15 protein-coding genes are annotated in these 17,134 nt (G+C 69.6%); 9 read left to right on the forward strand and 6 right to left on the reverse strand.

Annotated elements, in window-relative coordinates:
• Positions 1–8: 8 nt before the first annotated feature.
• From FR742_RS04825 to FR742_RS04835, 3 genes are all read right to left on the reverse strand, one after another.
• A complete protein-coding gene (locus tag FR742_RS04825) occupies positions 9–1,565 on the reverse strand; it encodes a M23 family metallopeptidase (protein ID WP_148029801.1) in 1,557 nt (518 codons plus the stop codon).
• A 145-nt stretch (positions 1,566–1,710) separates the two neighbouring features.
• A complete protein-coding gene (locus FR742_RS04830; protein ID WP_148029802.1) occupies positions 1,711–2,364 on the reverse strand; it encodes a M15 family metallopeptidase in 654 nt (217 codons plus the stop codon).
• Between the two features lie 99 nt (positions 2,365–2,463).
• The gene (locus FR742_RS04835) at positions 2,464–5,475 is read right to left on the reverse strand and encodes a BTAD domain-containing putative transcriptional regulator (RefSeq protein ID WP_148029803.1); all 3,012 of its coding nucleotides are present in this window, start codon (positions 5,473–5,475) and stop codon (positions 2,464–2,466) included.
• Positions 5,476–5,831: 356 nt separating this feature from the next.
• On the opposite strand from FR742_RS04835, the gene FR742_RS44310 reads away from it, so the two are divergent.
• Both FR742_RS44310 and FR742_RS04840 read left to right on the forward strand, forming a co-directional pair.
• A complete protein-coding gene (locus tag FR742_RS44310; RefSeq protein WP_187280998.1) occupies positions 5,832–5,999 on the forward strand; it encodes a hypothetical protein in 168 nt (55 codons plus the stop codon).
• Between the two features lie 111 nt (positions 6,000–6,110).
• On the forward strand, positions 6,111–7,997 hold the full coding sequence (locus FR742_RS04840; RefSeq protein WP_148029804.1) for an ABC transporter ATP-binding protein: 1,887 nt from the start codon (positions 6,111–6,113) through the stop codon (positions 7,995–7,997).
• Here FR742_RS04840 and FR742_RS04845 read toward each other — a convergent pair.
• Positions 7,919–8,389, reverse strand: coding sequence for a S26 family signal peptidase (locus FR742_RS04845; protein ID WP_148029805.1), 471 nt, complete (start codon positions 8,387–8,389; stop codon positions 7,919–7,921). The two genes, FR742_RS04840 and FR742_RS04845, sit on opposite strands and share 79 nt — an antisense overlap.
• A gap of 141 nt (positions 8,390–8,530) precedes the next feature.
• Here FR742_RS04845 and FR742_RS44315 point away from each other — a divergent pair, with 141 nt between their 5' ends.
• Both FR742_RS44315 and FR742_RS04850 read left to right on the forward strand, forming a co-directional pair.
• Positions 8,531–8,704 carry a hypothetical protein gene (locus tag FR742_RS44315; protein ID WP_187280999.1) on the forward strand — a complete coding sequence of 58 codons (174 nt, stop codon included), beginning with the start codon at positions 8,531–8,533 and terminating at the stop codon, positions 8,702–8,704.
• Between the two features lie 5 nt (positions 8,705–8,709).
• Positions 8,710–9,999 carry a hypothetical protein gene (locus tag FR742_RS04850; RefSeq protein ID WP_148029806.1) on the forward strand — a complete coding sequence of 430 codons (1,290 nt, stop codon included), beginning with the start codon at positions 8,710–8,712 and terminating at the stop codon, positions 9,997–9,999.
• A gap of 2 nt (positions 10,000–10,001) precedes the next feature.
• Here FR742_RS04850 and FR742_RS04855 read toward each other — a convergent pair whose 3' ends face one another.
• Positions 10,002–10,901 (reverse strand): pyridoxal-phosphate dependent enzyme, encoded by a 900-nt coding sequence (locus FR742_RS04855; protein ID WP_148029807.1) that lies wholly within the window; start codon positions 10,899–10,901, stop codon positions 10,002–10,004.
• The gene (locus FR742_RS04860; RefSeq protein WP_148029808.1) at positions 10,891–11,841 is read right to left on the reverse strand and encodes a hypothetical protein; all 951 of its coding nucleotides are present in this window, start codon (positions 11,839–11,841) and stop codon (positions 10,891–10,893) included. The genes FR742_RS04855 and FR742_RS04860 overlap by 11 nt, the downstream gene beginning before the upstream one ends.
• Before the next feature lie 282 nt (positions 11,842–12,123).
• On the opposite strand from FR742_RS04860, the gene FR742_RS04865 reads away from it, so the two are divergent.
• The 5 genes from FR742_RS04865 to FR742_RS04885 are packed head-to-tail and all read left to right on the forward strand — an operon-like array spanning position 12,124 to position 17,123.
• Complete coding sequence (locus tag FR742_RS04865) at positions 12,124–13,659, forward strand: L-tyrosine/L-tryptophan isonitrile synthase family protein (RefSeq protein WP_187281000.1); 1,536 nt, start codon at positions 12,124–12,126, stop codon at positions 13,657–13,659.
• Between the two features lies 1 nt (position 13,660).
• Positions 13,661–14,839 (forward strand): glycosyltransferase, encoded by a 1,179-nt coding sequence (locus tag FR742_RS04870; RefSeq protein WP_148029810.1) that lies wholly within the window; start codon positions 13,661–13,663, stop codon positions 14,837–14,839.
• A gap of 31 nt (positions 14,840–14,870) precedes the next feature.
• Positions 14,871–15,749, forward strand: a complete 879-nt coding sequence (locus tag FR742_RS04875; RefSeq protein WP_148029811.1) for a 3-hydroxyacyl-CoA dehydrogenase family protein — start codon at positions 14,871–14,873, stop codon at positions 15,747–15,749.
• Positions 15,740–16,000 carry an acyl carrier protein gene (locus FR742_RS04880; RefSeq protein WP_148029812.1) on the forward strand — a complete coding sequence of 87 codons (261 nt, stop codon included), beginning with the start codon at positions 15,740–15,742 and terminating at the stop codon, positions 15,998–16,000. Before FR742_RS04875 ends, FR742_RS04880 begins: the two co-directional genes overlap by 10 nt.
• A complete protein-coding gene (locus tag FR742_RS04885) occupies positions 15,987–17,123 on the forward strand; it encodes an acyl-CoA dehydrogenase family protein (RefSeq protein ID WP_148029813.1) in 1,137 nt (378 codons plus the stop codon). The genes FR742_RS04880 and FR742_RS04885 overlap by 14 nt, the downstream gene beginning before the upstream one ends.
• Positions 17,124–17,134: the final 11 nt, after the last annotated feature.

Consider the following 17,134-nt stretch of genomic DNA (forward strand, 5'->3'; position numbering starts at 1 on the left):
TTCGGGGGCTACCAGTTGCCGAGGACGAGGCGTCCGTCCACGGGGCCGAGGGCGTAGGGGCCGGAGGTGTACCACTTGCCGGCGTAGGACAGGCCGTTCTTCCAGACGTGGTAGCTGAAGGTGCCGTCGGAGTTCTGGTAGGTGGCGACGATGTCGTCCTTGCCATCGCCGTCCACGTCACCGGAGGCGACGCGGTTGCCGACGTTGGACATGGTCCAGCCGCCGGAGGTGTAGTCGGAGGCGCGGCTGAAGGCGGATCCGCTGGAGGTCCACCGGTAGATGGTCATCGATCCGTCGCCGTCGTCACGCATCATGGCGGGCTCTGCCTTGCCGTCACCCGTGAGGTCGGCGACGACGAGGCGTCCATCGACCGGGCCGAGGGCGTAGGGGCCGGAGGTGTACCACTTGCCGGCGTAGGAGACGCCGTTTTTCCAGACGTGGTAGCTGAAGGTGCCGTCGGAGTTCTGGTAGGTGGCGACAATGTCGTCCTTGCCGTCCCCGTCCACGTCACCGGAGGCCACCCGGTCGCCGACATTGGCCATGGTCCAGCCGCCGGAGGTGTAGTCAGAGGCGCGGCCGAAGGCCGATCCGCTGGAGGTCCACCGGTAGATGGTCATGGACCCGTCGCCGTCGTCACGCATCATCGCCGGTTCTGCCTTGCCGTCACCGTTGAAGTCGGCGACGACCAGGCGTCCATCGACCGGACCCAGGGCGTAAGGCCCGGAGGTGTACCACTTGCCGGCGTAGGAGACGCCGTTCTTCCAGACATGGAAGCTGAAGGTCCCGTCGGAGTTCTGGTAAGCGGCGACCACGTCGTCCTTGCCGTCCCCGTCGACATCACCGGAAGCCACCCGATCCCCGGTGTTGGACATGGTCCAGCCGCCGGAGGTGTAGTCGGAGGCGCGGCCGAAGGCGGACCCGCTGGAGGTCCACCGGTAGATGGTCATGGACCCGTCGCCGTCGTCACGCATCATCGCCGGAGCGTCGAGTCCGGGGGACGAACAGTTGCGGCTGGTGACGTTGCGCCAGGTCTGGCCGTTCGACCCGCCGTAGGTCACACCGTTGAAGGTGGGCCTGACCCGTTCCGAGCCCGCGGTTCCCCAGCTGGCCGAACCGCTTCCGTCGGCGTCGTAGCCGAGCTCGAAGTGCAGGTGCGGATGCCCGTTGGAGGTGGGGCCCGTCTTGCCGACCCGGCCGATCGTCGTGCCCATGCTCACCCTGGCGCCGACGGAGACGGCGCGGGACTCCAGGTGGAGGTAGGTGGTGAAGTAGCCGCCGCCGTGGTTGATCTGGATGACGTTGCCGGCGTTGCTGTGGTAGAAGGACTGGTTCACCGTCCCGGCGGCGGGGGCGACCAACGTGGCGCCGTCGGTGCCGTGCTGGTCGGGCTCCTTGACCATGTCGAGCGCGGGGGCGTGCGCCCACGTGTCCAGCCGCCACTGCTGGCCGCACGGGAAGGGCAATTGCAGGTTGGGGGCCGCCAGGGCGGGGCTCGCCGTGGTGACCATGCCTAAGGCGATGAGCGTGCCGGTGATGGCGACGCGTAAGACAGCGGACTGGGACACGAGATCCTCCGGGGAAGCATCGATCGGATGTCGACAGACTCCCGGCGGGCCCTGAAAATCCGCTGTAACTTTCCTCCAGACGACGCCACAGCCCCGTGAACGAGGAACGGCCCCTTACGACCGTGCCGATCGAGAGGCCGTGAACTCACAGCGCGTCGGTCGTGGCGTACGTGGCGTGGTGTGCCCCGGCGCTGAAGGCCCAGTAGCGGTCGCCGTAGGACCAGTGCCACCACTCGGTCGGGTAGTTGACGAACCCGGCGGAGGTCATGGCCGCGGACAGGAGCCGGCGGTTCTCTCTCGCCTCCGGGGAGATGTCCGCCGAGGCGGTGTAACAGGCCTCGTCGCTCTCCGGCGGAGTGGCGTTGACCGATGTGCCCATCGGGAGCTCGACGCCGTCGGCGGTGCACAGGGTCAGGTCGACGGCGCCGCCCGTGGTGTGCGGGGCCACTTCGGGTGGTGCGACGTACCGGCTGGTCTCGATCCGGGCGCGGCCTTCGTCCCATTCGGGGTGCGCGGCCCGGTGGCGGGCGAGGGCGTCGGCGAAATACCGCCTCTGCAGGGCGGGCGGGCGGTAGCCCTCGACGATCAGCAGGCGTAGCCCGCGGGGCAGCCGGGTCTGCGCCGCGACCAACCGGTCGGCCACGCTCACCCGTACGTGTGCGAAGGCGCCGGCCGGATCGGCCAGCCTCAGGTCAAGCTGGAGCGCCTCCACGGTGCGGAGATCCAGCAGGGGTTCTCCGCACTCCCTCACCGATGTCTCGGCGATTCGCTTGTCCGATAGAAGCACTATCTCAGTCATGCAAGCCTTCGTGATGGACCGTCGGCGCTCCGCGTGAGACGCCAGGTCACCATGGTGCGGCCAGGTGCTCCAAAAGCGCTGTAGCGGCGTTACAGATCATTACAGCGGAAGGGATTCGCCGTACTCGCGGGCGCCGTACAACTGGAAGACCTCCACGGCCTCCGACCGGATGGTCTCGGCGGTCGCGTCGTCGCCGAGGGCCTGATGGACCAGGGCGAGGTCACGCAGGGTACGGGCGCGGAACAGGGCGATGTTCAGCGTTTCCCACAGCCGCAGCGACTCCTCCAGATGGCTCTTGGCCTGGTAGAGCCGCCCTTCGGCCAGATAGAGCTCGCCCAGGGTGCGCAGGGTGCAGGCCTCGCCCCAGCGGTCGCTGAGAGTGCGGGTGGTGACCAGCGCCTCCTCCAGCGGTTCGCGGGCCTCGTCGTATCTCTCCAGCCGCACGCGGGTCTTGGCCAGGGAACGATGGCAGTAGGCCACCATGAGACGGTCCCCGAGGTCCTCGAAGATCGCCAGCGCCCGTTCGCACAGAGCCTCCGAGCTGTCGAGCTCGCCTCGCGCGCGGTGGTACAGCGACATGCTGCGCAGCGTCAGCCCTTCACCGCGGCGGTTCTCGCCTTGCTGGTAGAGCGCCAGCGCGGCGGTGAGACAGGCCCACGACGCGGCGTAGTCTCCCCGTTCGAGGTGGACCGTGCCCATCAGCCGCTTGATGTGCGCGACGGCCGCCGAGTCGGCGAGGTCGTCCCACAGCTCCTCCGCCTTGCCGAGGAAGTGCAGGGCCTCAGGAAGATATCCCTGCTCGCGGCAGGCGGCGCCGAGTGCCGCGAGGGTGGTGCCCTCGCCCCTGGTGTCCTTGGCGGCGCGGAACAACGGCAGGGCCTGGCTGAGATACTCGCGCGACTCGGCGAAGGAGTCGCGTTCGTAGGAGAGCTGGCCGAGCCCGGCGAGCAGCTTCGCCTCGCCGAGCGTGTTGTCCATCCGCCGCGCCACGGCGAGGGCGGCCTGGTGCGTCCGGTGCCAGGCCGCGAACGGGTTGTCGAAGAGATACTGGCTGCCCTCGAAGGCCACGGCGGACAACGCGGAGGCCAGTTCGACGGCGATCTCGTCGAGGTCCATCGCCGCCGCGAGCTCGACGGCGACGATCAGCGACTCCTCCTCTCTGCGGAACCAGGCGTGCGGGTCGGCGAGCACCGCGCGCACCACCTCGGCGTCGACCGGGTGGGTCAGCCCGGTCGTGGCCCGCATCGGGATCATGCCCGTGGGCAGGGCCTCGCTCAGCTGCTCGACCAGCCACAGCCACCCGCCCAGCACCCGGGTGACCACGGCCGCGCACGCCTCCTCCGTCTCCTCGGCCGCCGCGCGCTCCTTGGCGAACAGCCGGGTGAGGTCATGCAGCCGGTAGCGGACCTGGCCCGTCGCATCCGCGTCCACGAGGTCGACGAGGGAGGCGTCGACCAGCTGCTCCAGCGCCTGTTCGGCGACGTCGAGGCTCGCCTCCATGGCGGAGGCGGCCACCCAGACGGTGAAGTGCGGCATCCCGAGCAGGCCGAGCCGGCGCAGCGCGGTCTTGGCCGGCGGCGGCAGCAGCTGGTAACTCAGGCCGATGCTGGCGCGTACCGCCTGGTCCCCGACGGCGAGCTCGTCCAGCCTGCGGTGCTCGTCGTCCAGCCGGTCGGCCAGCCGGGCCACCGACCACTGGCGGCGCGACGCGAGTCGCGCCCCGGCGACGCGCAGGGCGAGAGGCAGGCCACCGCACTGGTTCACCAGGCGCCAGGCCGCGTCCGACTCGCCGGCGATCCGTTCGGGACCGTTGATCCGTGACAGCAGCTCGAACGCGGACTCCTGCGGCAGCAGGCCCAGATCGACGAACGCCGCGCCGGCCAGCCCGGCGAGCCGGTTGCGCGAGGTGATGATCACCGCGCATCCCCTGCCGCCCGGCAGGAGCGGTCTCACCTGGCTCTCGGACACCGCGTCGTCCAGCACGATCAGCTTCTGCCTGCTGGCCAGCAGCGTGCGGTAGCGGGCGGCGCGCTCCTCCAGAGCGGCGGGTATCGGCGTGCCGGGCTGATCGAGCTCGCGCAGCAGCCGCCCCAGCGCCTCCTCCGGGGTGACGGGCGCCTCCGTCGTGCCGCGCAGCTCGACGTAGAGCTGCCCGTCGGGATAGTGGGGGGCGACCTCGTACGCCGTCTGCAGCGCAAGAGCCGACTTCCCGACGCCGCCCTGCCCGGAGATGACGCAGAGTGGCACGGCGTCCGGGCCGGTCAGATATCCGCTCAGCCGGGCCATCTCCTCGGCGCGGCCGGTGAAGTCGGGCACGGGCGAGGGCAGCTGGCGGGGCAGCTGGGCGGCGGCCTTCGCCCTGTGCAGCAGCGTGGTGTCGGATCGCAGGATGGCCGCCTGGGTCTCGCGTAACTCGGGTCCCGGCTCGATGCCCAGCTCCTCGATCAGGACCTGCCTGCCGTGCTGGTACATCGCCAGGGCGTCGGCCTGCCTGCCCGAGCGATAGAGCGCCACCATGAGGTCGCGGCGCAGGCGCTCGCGTCCCGGATACAGGGCGACCAGCTCTGTCAGCTCCTCGATGAGCTGCTGGTCCTGGCCCGCTCCCAGGTCGGCGGAGACCCGTTCCTCGATGACCGCCAGCCTGAGCTCCTCCAGCCGGTCCGCCTCGGCGCGGAGGAAGGAGTCGCCGATGCCGCCGAGCGCCGTCCCGCGCCAGAGTGACAGCGCGGCCCGGAAGGAGGCCGACGCCTCCCGGTGGTGGCCCTTCCGCGCGGCGCCGCGCCCTTCGGCGAGATGCTGCTCGAACACGTCCTTGTCCAGAGTGCGCGGGGGGATCTGGGCGAGGTAGCCGACGCGGTGGGACATGATGACGGGCGGCAGCCCCGCGGCCGCGAACGCCCGGCGCAGCGAGGCCACATAGGTGTGCAGGATCCCCTTCGCGGTGGCCGGCGGGTCCTCCGCCCAGATCGCCTCGACCAGCCGCTCGCTGGTGACCACCCTGCCCGGTTCGAGGAGGAGCGCCACGAGCAGCGTCCGGGGCTTGGTCCCCCCGAGAGACACCTGGCGCCTGTCGTTCCAGACTTCAACGGGCCCGAGCAGCCGAAATTCCATCGAGCTCTCCCAGCTTCGTGACTGACCGCAGCCGTTCAGAGGTCCGCACCATGCCATGTGGCAGGCGAGGGCGGGAAGATCGAGGTGCGCCCCCATGCTGTCACAAACCTGCTCGTACGCTCACGGAATGCGTCGCGGGCCGGGCACCCGCATCCAGAGCCGGCGGATCGAGCAGGTCAGTGATGCTGACGGACCCGGAAAAATCTGTCAACAGCAAAAGTCATCAAAGCGGGATCGTCTGATATGACGATCTTGATCATTATTTTCTGATCTTGGTCCGCATAGGTTGCAGGCGCCGGCAAGTAATGATCACCGCTCCGGCATGACCTCTTACGGGGCTCGACAGAGGAGATTTCATGATCCGTTCCCTGGGCAAGCTGGGTGACCGGCTGCTCGACAAGCTGCTGCCCAAGACCTCCGCCGCCGCGGACACCTGCTGGGACGAGACGAAGTTCGTCGGCTACACCATCCGCAGGACGTGCTGCATCGCCGCCGGTTACACGGCCTGCACCCCCTGGCGCTGATCGAGGTCCTCGCCGAGTGATCGTCATGCGGTACGTGCGCCGGTCGGCTTCGCGCCGGCCGGCGCCGATGGTCGTCATCCGCCTCGCACTCGCCGGCCCAGCGGTGACCACGTGAGGGACCCCGAAGGTCCCGCCGGGGTCTCCCTGTTCCGCCGCGGATGGGTGGCGGTCGAGCTGGCCTGGCGGGCGCAGCCGGCCGCCTTGACGGGTTCGCTGGCGACGGTGCTGCTCATGGGGGCGGCGCCGGTGGTGACCGCGTGGCTGACCAAGCTGGTTCTCGACAGGCTGGCGGACGGCGGGGGCCAGGGCGTCCTCCTCCCGCTCGCGGCCGCACTCGGAGTGGCGGGCCTGGCCCTGGTCGTCCTGCCGCACGTCTCCGACTACCTCAAGGGACAGCTGCACCGGGGGCTGCAGACGCTGATCTACGACCGGCTGTTCCAGGCCGTCAACGCCGACCCCGGGCTCAGCCGCTTCGAGAACCCCGCCTTCCACGACGAGCTGCGGCTGGCCCATGAGGCCGGCCAGAACGCTCCGCAGCAGATCGTCGGCTCGTCCCTGGCGATCTGCCAGGGCATCCTGACGCTGTTCGGGTTCGTCGTCACGCTGACCGTGCTCAGCCCGGTCATGGTCGTCGTCGTCATCGCCGCCGCCCTGCCGTCGGCCCGCGTCCAGCTCGCGCTGAGCCGCCGCAGGGCCCGCATGATGTGGGGCATCAGCTCCAACACGCGCCGCCAGCTCTTCTACGGCTCCCTTCTCACCAGCCCCGACGCGGCCAAGGAGGTGCGGCTGTTCGGGCTGGGCGACTTCCTGCGCGGCCGGATGCTCACGGAACTCGGGACGGTCAACGAGGCCGAGCGGGATCTGGACCGTCGGACGCTGCACAGCCAGGGGCTGCTGTCCCTGCTGGGCGCCGCCGTCGCGGCCGGCGGCCTGATCTGGGCCGTGCTCGCCGCCGCCGCCGGAGGTCTGAGCGTGGGGGACGTCTCGGTGTTCGTCGCCGCCGTCGCCGGGGTGCAGACGGCCCTGACCGCGATCGTCAGCCAGTGGGCGGGCGCGCACAACGCCCTGCTGATGTTCGGGCACTACATCGGCGTCGTCCGGGCCGGGCCCGGTCTCCCGGTGGCCCCGGAGCCCGCCGCGCTGCCCCCGCTGCGAACGGGCATCGAACTGCGTGACGTGTGGTTCCGCTACGACGACGAGCACCCCTGGGTGCTGCGCGGCGTGGACCTCTTCATCCCGCACGGCCAGGCCGTCGCCCTCGTCGGCCTGAACGGGGCGGGCAAGAGCACCCTGGTCAAACTGCTGTGCCGGCTGTACGACCCGGTCCGCGGCTCCATCCACTGGGACGGCGTGGACCTGCGTGAGGTGCACCCGGACGACCTGCGCGCCCGGGTCGGCGCGGTGTTCCAGGACTACATGTCGTACGACCTCACCGCCGGCGAGAACATCATGCTGGGCGACCTGGCCGCGGGCGCCGATCCGGAGCCCGTCCGGGCCGCCGCCCGGCGCGCCGGGATCCACGACACGCTCGACACGCTGCCCAGGGGCTACGACACGCTGCTCAGCCGGATCTTCTTCGGCGACGACGACGAGCGCCAGGCCGGGGTGACCCTGTCGGGCGGGCAGTGGCAGCGGCTGGCGCTGGCCCGCGCCCTGATGCGCCACCGGAGGGATCTGCTCATCCTCGACGAGCCGAGCTCCGGCCTGGACGCGGAGGCCGAGCACGCCGTCCACCTGGGACTGCGCCGGCATCGGGCGGGCCGTACCAGCGTCCTGATCTCACACCGGCTGGGAGCCCTGCGGGACGCGGACCTCATCGTCGTGCTGAGCGACGGGAGGATCGCCGAACGCGGTTCCCACGGCGAGCTCATGGCGATGGAAGGGACGTACGCGCGGCTGTTCGGCCTGCAGGCCAGCGGCTACGAGCTCACGCCGGACCCCTCAGCGGGGGAGAGCCTGCGCACGACCACGCCCAGCACCCGGTCCGCCGGGAGATAGCCCCAGTTCCGCGAGTCCGCGCTCGCCGGGCCGTCGCCGATGACGACCAGCCGCCCCTCGGGGACCAGCGCCCCCTCGGGGGCGTTCACCGCGTGCGTGACCTTCGGCGGCACCGGATCGCCGGGCAGCGCGGCCACCCGCTTGATGAGCCACTTCGAGTCCTTCGGGGCGGACAGCGGGCCGGTGCGCCATCGGCCTTCCAGCGCCGATTCGAAGACCACCACCTGACCCCGCCTGAGTCTCGAACCGGCCACGCGGCGGATGAGCACACGATCTCCGGAGCGGTACACCGGGAGCATGCTCGGCCCCGTCACCTGGACGATCACCAGCCGGCGCCGGGCGACGGCGAGACCGCCGGCGATCACCGCCGACAAGATCACTAAGTACCACACGCGCTCACCCTACGTGCCGCACCCCCGCGTGGCGCCACACGAAAGGTTGGCGGATCGGCCATGTCACCCCGTGTTACGCTCGCCGCACAGAAAGCCATAGAGGGGCGCGGCCAGCGTCACCTCCATGATGGGGGAGGGGACATGAACGACAGTTACGCGACAGCGGGCGCGAAGCAGAGGGTCGTGATCGAGGTCGCCGAGGAGCACCTCGGCACGGTCGACGACGTCCGCGCCGCACTGCGCCGGCACATCGACGACATCGCCGACGAGCGGCTCGCATGCGCGCGGGGGATCCAGATCCTGCTCATGTGCTGAGCCACATGCCGGCGATCCAGCGAGACGATCTCACCGCGGACGAGACTTCGCGCGAGAACGCCCGCGTCAATCTCGGACTGGCACTCGAGGCGTACCCCTTGTGGGTGGAACGGCTGACCTGCCGAGACCTGAAGCGGGCGTTCCTGGCGGAGTGCTCGGCCGCGGTCCCCCATTATCGGAACCTCTTCCAGGGCGCGGTGCGCGATCTGGACCGGTTCCCGGTCATCGACCGGGCCGACCACGACGACAGGCGCCTCGACTTCATCAGCACCGACTTCGAGGATCCTCGCGGCGAGTTCCTCCGGATCTCCACGAACGGCACCTTCGGCCGGACCCTTCGCGTCGCCTGGGACCTGCCGAGCTTCTTCGATCTCAACCACGCGAGCTACCTCCGCATCTCGACGGTGCTCCCCGCCTTCTTCTCGTCCCTGGTCCCGGGCGAACCCTCGGTCTTCGTGATCTCCGACTCACCGCGCGATCTCCGTACCTCGGTCGTGATGCCCGCCCTGGACGGCGCGATCCTGCGGAGGCTGATCCTGGGCCGCGACGAGATGACCGACGTCGCGCTCGTCGAGCACCTCCGCCGCGCACGGATCGCCCTGCTGCACGCCAAGCCCTCGGTGCTGCTGGATCTCATCGAGCTGGACGGCGCGCACGACGGAGGCGGGCGCATCGCCCCGGCCTACGTGGTGTGCAGCGGCGAGAACCTCTACCCCGACGACCGCGCGCGCATCGAGGCCGGGCTCGGATGCTCTGTGCTCGACGCGTACGCCGCCAGCGAGGCGGGCCTGATCGCGTACGAGTGCCGGCATCGCACCGGCATGCACGTGGTGACGGATCATCTGACGGTCGAGGTGGAGGCGGGCGACGGAAGCCTCGGCCCGACGGGGACGGGGCAGTTGCTGATCACCAACGCGCTCAACTGGCGCCACGCCTTCATCCGCTACCGCATCGGCGACAGGGCGACGGTGACCTCGGGCGAGTGCGACTGCGGCCACGACGGCCAGACCATCGTCGCCATGCCCGGACGCGAGCGGGCCGCCTACGGGGACGGCACCGGCTCGATCACCGCCGAGGAGATCGGCGCGGCGGTCGCGGCGGCCGATCCTCCGGTGAAGCAGTTCCAGGTCGCGCCGGGAGAGGACCATCGGATCGTGATCTCCTGGGTGGGCCGGCCCGGCGGTGACACCGCCCTGGCCGCGGTCTTGCGCGGGCGCTTCCCCGGCGCCAGGTTCGAGCTCGTCAACGTCCCGGCCATCAATCTGCCGGGCGGCAAGCTCCGGCGGTTTCTGTGAGCTCAACCAGTGAGAACCACCACGTGCGCCGACGCCCGGTCGAGCTGTGAGGCGAAGGCCCGCAGGCCCACCAGACCGGCCGCGCCCGCCGGGGACACGCGGAGACCGGCGTGCCTGAGCATGCCGTCACTGGCCAGGACCAGTTGTTCGTCCGTCGCGTCGCAGAAGTGGCCCCCCGTGCCCAGGACCGCGTCCATCGCCTCGCGGGCATGGAAGGAGGACCAGTTGACGAGCGGCTCGTTCACCTCCGTCTCCAGCAGCCGCGCCGCGTCGAGCTCGACCAGGCGGCCGCTGGCGAGGCTCGCCGTCAGGGCGGTGTTCCCGGCGCTTCCCACCACGCCGATGCGCACCTCGACGCCGTGATGCCGGAGCCGGGCGTGCACCCCGGCCGCGCACGTGCCGTTGCCGACGGGCAGCCAGATCGACCCCAGCGGCACCGGGCACTGCGCCATCAGCTCGTCGACGATCGCCCCGTACGCCAAGATCGCGATCCTCCCTCCACGGCCGACGGGGTTGGCGTCGAACAGCCGGCGCTTCCTGGCGAAGCTCCGGCTGGCCCTGACCGCCGCCTCGTAGTTGTCCCCTCGGGCGATCACCACTGCTCCGAGGCCGGTCATCTCTTCCGAGCGGGTGTGGTGGTACCGGATCGGCACGAAGACGGTGCACGACAGTCCGCGCGCGCGGCTCGCCCGGCTCAGGGCCACCCCGAGGTTGCCGCAGCTGCCGGCCGTGACCCCGGCCGCTCCGTCGCGGATCGCGGCGAGCACCAGCCCGCCCGCGATCCTGTCCTTGTGCGTCCCCGTCGGGTTCCCCATCTCGCACTTGGCATAGACGTGGGGCAGGCGCAGCCGCTCCTCCAGGCAGGGCAGCCGGATCAGCGCCGTCTCCCGCCTATCCTCCATCGGGATTCCGTACGAGACCCGACCCGAGATAGGCGAGCAGGTCGGGATGTCCTCCGTCGCCCCAGGACGGCGTCGTGTTGACGTCGATCAGGTAGAGATCGCCGTGATCGTCGCTGACCAGGTCGAAAGCTCCGTACTCCACCCGCGCGGCGTCCGAGACGCGGGCCGACATCGCCGCGGCGCCGGCGACGTCCGCCGGGAGCGCCGCCGGGCGGCCGGCGTCGGACGTCTTCAGGTAGTAGCTCTCGCGCGTGATGCCCACCGGCATCTTCTTGAAGACCGCCGAGTCGTGCACCCGCGACACGACCATGGCCTCACCCGCGAGATAGACACGATGGAAACGATGGGCCGCATTGGTGATGTACCGCTCGACGACCCAGTGCGGCGAGGCCCAGATGGCTGGGGGAACTTCGTCGCGCCTCATCACCCGATATTCGCCCTCCGCTCTGGAGGACGGCATGTCGTGCGGTGCCTCGTATCCGAGCATTCGCCGCTGCGGAAGCGTCAGTTCGCATTCTCGTACGCCGTGGTAGTTGCAGTTCGTTTTGACCAGCAGCGGTTCGCCGGGATCGCCCTGGCGGGGTGCCGTGGCCGTGGCGACCCCGGCCCGGGCACAGGCTCGTTGGACGGCGCGCTTCGAGATGTCGGTGATCCCGGCGTTTCGAACCGTGACGCCGCGGGCCCGCAGTTCTCCGACGAGTTTTTCCCGGTCGAACGGCACCCGGGCGGAAAGCGTCAGGTTGATATGGAACACGAATAACCGGCAGCCGGCCGGTATTCGTGAAAGCACATCCTGGAATCCCTCTCCGAGGCCGGCGGTGATGCGGCGCGCGCCCGGAAGAACGGCCGGAAGCAGGAACCCCTTCCAGGCCCTGTGTTCGTAGACGGCCACCTGGTCGAAGCTCCGCATATCGCAGTATCGACACACGTCTTCGCGCACGTCAAGCGATGTGAACCGATCTCGCGGGGCCGTCGTCAATGGCCGGGCCGTTCGGATGATCTCGGAGCGGCGCGGCCACGGAAATGACTGCTTGTTGGCTGGATAGGGCTGTGATAGTAGTGGTTCAGCCATGTTCCGCCCGCGGCGGATGGTCCCGAAAGACATTTCAGCACCGAGGCCCCGTCGAGGTGGCCGGTATTAGCTGAGGGGGCGTCGGCACATGGACCGGATATGCGGCGATCTGGCGCCATGAAGTTTCCCCGGGCTCCTTATCCGGAACAGGTGTCCTACCAGGTCGGCCTCGACAAGATCCAAGAGGCCGTGATCAGTTCGCATTTCATGCACGAACTCGCCGGCGATCCGCGGCTCGAACTCTACGACGAGGACCGGTTCGTCGCGAAGGCGCTGCATATCGACGCCGAGGCCGTCCACGACCGGCTGATTCCCGCCCTGCGTGAAGCCTGCGACGTCTTCTCCGGACATCGGGCCGCCGCCGCACGGTCGAGGGCGCGCGATAATTACCAGGATTACGGGCTGGCCGATCCACGCCAGGTCGGAACAGCTCAGGTCATCACGGAAGTCATGTTCGACCGGCAGTATCGCGCCGAGCCGTTGCGGAGCTGCTCCAGGGAGCTGCTGTGCGGCACCGTGGCGGAGCGGGTCGAGGCCGGTTCTCCCATCGAGATGGTCATTCCGGCGCTGCCGTTCAAGTTCTCCTCACCACTCAAGACCCGCGGCCGGCTGCCCGACCTGGCCGAGCTCAATTTCCTCCTCGGTCTCAACGAGATCGTGTCGACGGTCGAGCAGATCTATCGGGCGGCGAGACCTGATCTCCAAGGGCCTCTGGCGCGATTCACGGTCGTTTCCGACGGGAGCCGCTACAACAAGCTGGTGAACGAGCCGGACAGCGTCGTCGAGCGCTACTGGAATCGTCTGGGCGTCTGGGTCGAACGGTTACGGCTCGACGAGCACATCACCATCCTCGACTACCGGTCGCTGCTCCGGGACTCGATGCCGGCCGGTGACCGGCGGCGGAAAAGCGCGATCGCCGCCGGAGCGCGCGCGGAGTACGGGCGGGTGCTGTGGTCGATATTCGATCCGAACGACATGGTGTCCGCCATGACCATGGCCGCCCGGGTCGAGCCCGATCCGGAATACGCCAATGCCGAGGGCCGGTTCGTCCCCCTGCTGAAATCCCTGATCTACACGATCAAATACGACTCGCTCACCATGTTCGACCCCCTGCCGGCCGATGCTCGCCATGCTCTCTACCGCGACCTGACAGCGCACATCTTCGAACCGTATGTGGCGATCCCGCCCGACGAACTCGCCGGCGTCCGCATCGACGCCCGCGCGGGGCTCGCGCCCACGGATCGGGTGAAGGAGCGCCTGAGGCAGATGATGCTGAGGGAGTCCTGGGCCTGTGCGATCGACTACATGGCCGAGATCAAGAGCGACCGGGAGCTCGCTGAAGATCCCATCTTGACCTGTCTGCCAGGCCATCTGCGCTGGACCATCCACGCGAAGGCGGGCCAGCTGGCGTTGTCGACGCCGATCGCCGCCGGGATCAGGGTCCAGGCGTGGGCGGGCGCCGCGGTGTTCAAGCTCACCAGGAGGAAGGACGTCAAGCTCTGCACCCTTCCGGTCCTCGCCCTGGAGGGAGCCGGCGCCATCCCGGTGCGCGTGCGCGGCGTGGACGACGCGCTGGCCCTGGCCGGCCAGCCTCTCTTCTACATCTACCCGGACGTCACGTTCGCCGACATGGACGACTTCCTCGCCGTCGTCCGGAGGTCACTCGTACGCAGGAGGACGAACTAGCGTGTCGAACCGCCCGGGCAAGAGGGCGATCTTCTTCGTCTACGACAGGGGCACCGGCATCGGGCACCTGAGAAGACTCGGTTGCCTGGCCAGAAGGCTCCAAGGGCGTCTTTCGTGCCTCATCGTCACCGGTCACCGGTCAGCGGCGCACTGGTTCGTGCCGGAGGAGTGCGAGTACGTCCACCTGCCGAGCTGGGACAGCCTCCTGGAGGACAAGGCGCGTTACTGGGACCGGCGGCCGTTCGTCGTCCTGGACGAAGCCGGCGCCGTCCGGCTGCGGAAGGCGATCCTGACGGCGGTCGTGGAGGCGTTCGAGCCCGACGTCATCTTCGTCGACCATCTTCCGCTGGGCGCGGGGGAGGAGCTCGCGGAGGTCATCGAGGACAGGCGATGCCTCAAGTACCTGGTGACGAGAGGCGTGCTGAACGAGACCGCGAACCTGCGCCGGCTGGTCTTCGGCGGGAAGGCCGGCCGGTATCTGGACGCGTACTATCACCGGATCCTGGTCGCCACCGATCGCAAGGTCTTCGACTTCGCGGCGCAGTACAACCTCGGGCCCGCGATCCGCGAGAAGACGGTCCACACCGGTTATGTCGCGGACGGCGTGCCGCACGACACGGTCAAGACGGTCCGCGAGGACCGCGGCCTGAAGGACGGCGACCTCTGGGTGGTCGCCTCGGCCGGCGGCGGCCAGCTCGGCGAGCCGCTGATCGAGGGCTGCCTGGAGCTCGTCCGCGCGTACCCGGACGTCACCTTCGACATCGTCCGGGGGCCCCGGTCGAACATCGCCTGGCCGCGGCGGCACCGCGACCTCGTCGAAACAGGCAACCTGCGCCTCCACAAGGAGACCCACGAGATGCCCTTTCTCCATGCCGGCGCGGACCTGGTGATCTCCTCGGGCGGATACAACTCGCTCCTGGAGGCGCTGCAGGGGAACGCCCGCATTCTCTGCTTCCCGTTCTGGAGGGATCGGCGCGATGAGCAATACCGTCATGCGGCCCGGCTGCGGCAGTTCGTGGACCTCGAGGTGTCGCTCGACCTCTCCGAACTGCCGGGGATGTTCGCCCGGGCCATCGGCTCGACCGGCCGTGGCGTACCCGACCGGCGTGCGGAGCTGGACTTCGACGGCGCCGCCGCCATCGAGCGGATCGTCCACCGGGACCTCGGGCTGACCGCCTGAGCGGGCTCGACGTACAGACAGGGGAGTCGCCATGGAGTTTCCGAACGTCGGCGTCATCGGTGCGGGGACCATCGGGACCGAGGTCGCGCAGTGCCTCGCCCAGGCCGGGCACCGGGTGGTGCTGGTGGACGTCGAGACCGGGATCCTGGACCGGGCACGGTCGGCCATCGGCGAGAACCTGAGGTACGCGTCCCTGTTCGATGCCGGGGTGCGCGAGGCCAGCCATGCCGACATCCTGTCCCGGATCGACTGCACGACCGACTACGGCCTCCTGGCCGACATCGACCTCGTCGTGGACAACAGCACGGAGAGCCGGCCGATCAAGGAGGAGGTCTTCACCCGGCTGGACCGGATCTGCCCACCGGACCGCATCCTGGCGGCCAACACCTCCGCGATCTCGATCACCCGCCTGGCCGGCGCGACGCGGCGGCCCGACCGCGTCATCGGGGTGCACTTCATGAACCCCGTCTTCCGTAAGCCCGTCGTGGAGGTCGTCAAGGGCTGGCACACCAGCGACGCGACCGTGGAGGCGGTCCAGGGCTTCCTCGGCGGGCTGGGCAAGCGGGGGGTCGTCACCAACGACATGCCCGGCTTCGTGTCCAACCGCGTTCTCATGCTGGCCATCAACGAAGCGATCAGCGTCGTGCACGACAGGGTCGCCACCCCGGCCGACGTCGACGAGATCTTCGTCAAGTGCCTGGCCCACGAGATGGGACCGCTGGCGACCGCCGACCTGATCGGCCTGGACACGGTCCTCCGTACGCTCGACGTACTGAACGAGAGCTACGGGGACGGCAGGTTCCGCGCGTGCCCGCTGCTGAGGCAGATGGTCGACGCGGGCCTGCGCGGACGGAAGTCAGGCAAGGGCTTCTTCGACTACTCCGGACAGCAGGGGCTCCGATGGACGTGAAAGCCAGGGTCAGAAGCTACCTCAGACAGGCGATCATGGAGGAGGTCGGCGACGCGGACGACCTGTTCGAGCTGGGGCTCGTCAACTCCCTGTTCGCCCTGCAGCTCGTCCAGTTCGTCGAGAACGAGTTCTCGATCAAGGCCGAGCGGGAAGATCTGGACATCGTCAACTTCTCCTCGATCGATGCTCTGACGGCGTTCGTCCTGAGGAAGACGCAGCCGCCACCCGGGCCCGGCCATGCGGCTGACTGACGTCCAGGCCGGGTGGCGCGACAGGGCGCGGCGGTTCGCCGCCGAGCGGATCGCCCCGCTGGCGGACCAGATAGACCGGCAGCAGGCCACTCCCGCTTCCGTCCTGGCCGCGATGCGCGAGGAGGGCTACCTGGGGGCCGCCCTGCCCGCGCGGTGGGGCGGCGGCGAGCTCGACCCGGTCAGCTACGGCCTGGTCACCGAGGAGATCGGCAAGGCGTGCTCGTCCGTGCGCAGCCTGATGACGGTGCACAACATGGCGGCGCAGGCGCTCGCCGCGCTGGGCGACCGGCATCAGCGGCAGCGATGGCTGCCGGAGCTCTGCGCCGGCCGCAAGATCATCGCCTTCGCGCTGAGCGAGCCCGGCGCCGGCAGCGCGACCCGGGCGATCGGGACGCGGGCGGTGGAGGTGGGCGACGGCTACCTGGTCAGCGGCACGAAGAAGTGGATCACCTTCGGGCAGATCGCCGACCTGTTCCTGGTCTTCGCGCACTGCGAACGCGAGCCGGTCGCGCTCGTGGTGGACCGGCACAGTGACGGCCTCACCGTGACACCGGTCACGGACATCTTCGGCACCCGGGGGTCGATGCCGGCCGAGGTCCGGCTGGACGACGTCCGGGTCCCGAGATCGCACCAGGTGGGGCCCACGGGCGCGGGACTCGGCTTCGTCGCCAACCTGGCGCTCGACCACGGGCGGTTCTCGGTCGCCTGGGGGAGCACCGGAATCATCCAGGGATGCCTGGACGCCTGCGTCTCGTACACCGGGCGGCGCACCCAGGGGGACCGCACGCTGAAAGACCACCAGCTGGTCCGCCGGCACCTCACCGACATGCTGGTCGCGCACACCGCCGCCCAGGCGGTCTGCTACCGGAGCGCATGCCTGCGGGAGACGGGCGACCCGCGCGCCGTCATGGAGACCGCGCTGGCGAAGTACCACGCGGCCGAGGCGGCGATCCGGGTCGCCAACGACGCGGTCCACCTCCACGGGGCGAACGGCTGCACCACGGACTACCCGGTCGCCCGGTATCTGCGTGACGCCACCGTCATGGGGATCGTCGAGGGGACCCACGAGATCCACCAGGTGACCCTCGCGGACTACGCCTTCCAGCGGCCGTACCTGCGATGACGGCGACGGAG

The sequence above is a fragment of the Nonomuraea sp. C10 genome (assembly GCF_008017515.1).
GTDB lineage: Bacteria > Actinomycetota > Actinomycetes > Streptosporangiales > Streptosporangiaceae > Nonomuraea > Nonomuraea ferruginea.